This is a genomic window from Micromonospora sp. M51 (assembly GCF_018070305.1).
In the GTDB taxonomy this organism is placed as follows: domain Bacteria; phylum Actinomycetota; class Actinomycetes; order Mycobacteriales; family Micromonosporaceae; genus Micromonospora; species Micromonospora parva.
The window spans coordinates 1-4,060 of the sequence record NZ_JAGPXZ010000581.1 but is presented as its reverse complement, the minus strand read 5'-3'; the positions used below and the strand labels follow the sequence as shown (position 1 = coordinate 4,060).

At 73.0% G+C, this 4,060-nt stretch carries 1 protein-coding gene; it reads left to right on the top strand.

Annotation, left to right across the window (positions count from 1 at the left end; translation table 11 throughout):
• Nucleotides 1-4,060: toxin TcdB middle/N-terminal domain-containing protein (locus KBX53_RS37010; protein WP_210861951.1), on the top strand; the 4,060-nt coding region annotated here is incomplete at both ends.

Genomic DNA, 4,060 nt, shown 5'->3' with positions numbered 1-4,060 from the left:
GTCGACTGGGCCAGCCCCGACCTGCTGCTGCTGGACCTCACCGGGGACGGCCGGCCCGACCTGCCGCATGTCACGCCCGACTCGACGGTGACGGTGACCGACCTGCTGGGCACCGGCACCGGCTGCCTGGTCTGGTCGTCGCCGCTGCCCGGCGACGCCTCCGGTCCGGTGCGTTACCTGGACCTGGCCGCCGACGGCAAGCCCCACCTGCTCACCCGGGTGGTGAACAACCTGGGCGGCGAAACCACCATCCGGTACGCCGCCTCCACCGCCTTCCAACTGGCCGACCGGCGCAACGGCCAGCCGTGGGCGACCCGACTGCCGTTCCCGGTGCAGGTCGTCGAGCAGGTGGAACAGGTCGACCGGATCGCCGGGACCCGGCTGGTCACCGGCTACCGCTACCACCACGGGCACTACGACGGCGACGAGCGGGAGTTCGCCGGCTTCGGCATGGTCGAGCAGATCGACGGCGAGTCGTTCGTGGACCACGTGCTGGGCGTCGAGGCGGTCGACGGGAATCAGGACACCTCGCCCGAGCTGTTCCAGCCACCGGTCACCACGAAGACCTGGTACCACACCGGTGCCCCGGTCGACCTGTCCGCCGAGTGGTACGCCGGCCGGCACCTATCCACTGTGGAGCTGCCGGTCGGAGTCTCCGCCGCGGAGCTGCGGGAGAGCCGGCGGGCGCTGCGCGGCCTGCCGCTGCGGCAGGAGGTGTACTCGTACGACGGCAGTGCCGCGCAGGAACACCCGTACGGGGTGGTCGAGCAGACGTATGAGGTGCAGCGGCTGGACGCGCGGGTGTTCGTCGCCGTCGAACGGGAGGCGGTCAGCCTCTCCTACGACCGGGAGCCGGATGAGCCCCGGATCAGCCACCGGCTCAACCTGGTCCTCGGCCCGTACGGCACCGTCGTGCAGGCCGCCGCGGTGGTCTACGGCCGCACCACTCCCGACCCGGACCTGCCCGCCGAGGTGACCGTCGAGCAGCGGCGCCGTCACGTCACGTACGGCGAGCAGAGCTACACCCCGGACATCGACGACACGGTGCCCGTGCCGGCGTACCGGCTCCGCACCGCGTACGAGGCGGTCGGCCACGAACTGACCGGGCTGGCCCCGGCCGGCCCGCTGTTCACCCGGGCCGAACTGCTCGCCGGATTCGCCGCGGCCACCCCCATCGGGTACGAGGTGGTGGCCGACGGGGTCAGCGCGCAGCGGCGGTTGCTGTCCCGGTCACAGGTGCGGTTCCGGGACAACGCGTTGGCGCCGCTGCCGGCCGGGCAGTGGGACAGCCTGGGGCTGGGACACCAGACGTACCAGCTCGCCTTCACGCCGGCCGCGCTGGCTGCCGGCTACGGCACGGCAGTCACCGGCGCGGACCTGGCCGCCGCCGGATACGTGCAGCTCGACGGTGGCCCGGACTGGTGGATTCCCTCGGGCGAGCTGCGCTATCCCGCCGACCCGGCCGCGCACTTCTACCTGTCCAACGGGGCCCGGGACGCGCTCGGCCTGGCGACGGCGGTCACCTTCGACGACTACCACCTGCTCACCGAGCGGGTGACCATCGACCAGGCGGCCTGGTCGGTCACCACCGCCGTCAACGACTACCGGGTGCTGGGCCCGAGCCTCGTCACCGACCCGAACGGGCAGCGCCGCGCGGTGCGCTACGACGAGCTGGGCCGGGTGGTGGCCTCGGCGCTGCTCGGCCGGCCCGGCGCCGGGGACGGTGACACGCTCGACGATCCGACGTTGACGTTCACCTACGACCCGTTCAACTGGATGGTCAACGGCCAGCCCGCGTACAGCCGGGGCCTGCACCGGGAACGGCACGGCCCGACCAACACGCGCTGGCTGGAGAGCTACGAGTACAGCACCGGCACCGGTGGGGTGGCGATCACCAAGTCGCGGGTGCATCCCGGCAGGGCCCTCGAGGTGGGGGAGGACGGGGTGGCCGTCGAGGTGGACGCCGACCCACGCTGGGTCGGCACCGGCCGCACGGTGGTCAACAACAAGGGCAACCCGGTGAAGCGGTACCAGCCCTACTTCAGCACCACCCACGAGTACGAGGACGCGGCGGCGCTGCGCGAGATCGGCGCCACCGCGATCCGCTACTACGACCCGCTGGGTCGGGCCGTGCTGACCCGGTATCCGGACGGAACCCTCAGCCGGGTCGAGTCCACTGCCTGGTCGCACCGGTTGTTCGACGCCAACGACACGGTGCTCGACAGCCAGTGGTACGCCGAGCGGGGCAGCCCTGCCGTCTCCGATCCGGAACCGGCCGACCCGGCCGTCCGCGCCGCGTGGCTCGCCGCCGCGCACGCCGACACGCCGTCCGTGGTCCACTTCGACAGCCTGGGTCGGGCCGTCTACTCGGTGGCCGACCGGGGAGCCGGCCAGCGCTTCGGCGTACGCACCACCGGAGACCTCACCGGCCGGTCCTCGGACGGGTACGACGCGCTGGGCCGGCACATCGCCAGCGCGGCCACCGCCATGCACGGCGCGGGGGTGCGCTCGTGGAGCGCGGAGAAGGGCGAGCGGTGGGTGTTCCAGGATGTGCTCGGTGGGGTGCGCCGGATCTGGGACGAGCACGGTCGGACGTTCCGCACCACGTACGACGCCCTGCACCGGCCGGTGGGCGTGTACGTCCGGGAGTCCGCCGGCGCGGAGCGCTGCGTGCAGTACGTGGTCTTCGGCGACCGGCACCCGGACGCGGCGACGCTGGGCCTGCACGGCGTGCCCTACCTGGTGTTCGACCAGGCGGGCCAGGTGCGGGTCCCCGCTGTCGACTTCAAGGGCAACCCGCGGCGGGCCGAACGCAGGCTCGCCACCGATGACGTCGCCGGCCCGGACTGGTCGCCGGTGGCCGCCGCGCCCGACCACGCGGCGCTGCTGGCCGCTGCGGCGCCGCTGCTGGAGAGCGAGGTCTTCGGCACCGCCGCCGAGTACGACGCGCTGAACCGTCCGACACTGGTCACCCTGCCCGACGCCACCGAGCTACGACCGACCTACCTTGAGGGCGGCATGCTGGGCCGGCTGACCGCGCGGCTGCGTGGCCAGGGCGCGGAGGTGGAGTTCCTGTCCGAGCAGGACTACGACGCGCTGGGCCGGCGGCGGTTCGCCCGGCACGGCAACGGCCTGGTCACCGAATACTTCTACGACCCGATGACGTTCCGGTTGGAACGGCTGCTCACCGCCGGGGTACGCGACCTGCGCTACACGTACGACCCGGTGGGCAACGTGACCCGGGTGGCCGAGCCGGGCGCGCCCACCTTCTTCGGCAACGCGGCGGTGCCGGCCGCCAGCGACTACGCCTACGACCCGCTCTACCAGCTGATCCGGGCGAGCGGGCGGGAGCTGGCCGGGGCGCCGAACGACGCGATCCGCGACCACACCGACGTGCCGCCGGCCGGCAGCCTCACCGATGCCGGCGCGGTACGCGCCTACACCGAGGAATACGAGTACGACCCGCTCGGCAACCTCACCGTGCTCCGGCACCGGTTCCGGACGCAGGCCGGGGTGGGTGCCGGCTGGACCCGGCACCACCGGTACGCGTACCAGGACGACCCGGCCGACGCCACGAACCGACTGGCCGCCACGAGCGTCCCCGGTGACCCCGACGACGGCCCCTACTCGGCCGGGTACGCGCACGACGCCGTCGGCAACCTGACCGTCATGCCGCACCTGCCGGCGCTGGAGTGGAATGTCCGCGACCAGCTCAGCCGGGTCGACCTCGGCGGCGGCGGTGAGGCCCGGTTCGTCTACGCGGCGAGCGGGCAGCGGCTGCGCAAGATCGTGGACCGGCCGGGCAGCGTCCAACTGGAATGGATCTTCCTGGGCGCGGTCATCGTGTTCCGGCGGCGCAACCGGGTCACCGGCACCCTCCAGCACGAGCGCTGGACCACCACGATCGCCGACGACACCGGCCCGGTCGCCCAGGTGGACGTCAAGACCGTCGACGTCGGCGGCTTCGACCCGGCCAACCCGCTCGGCGTTCCGCTGATCCGCTACCAGCTCACCAACCACCTCGGCTCGGCCGCGCTGGAGACCGACGCGGCCGGGGTGA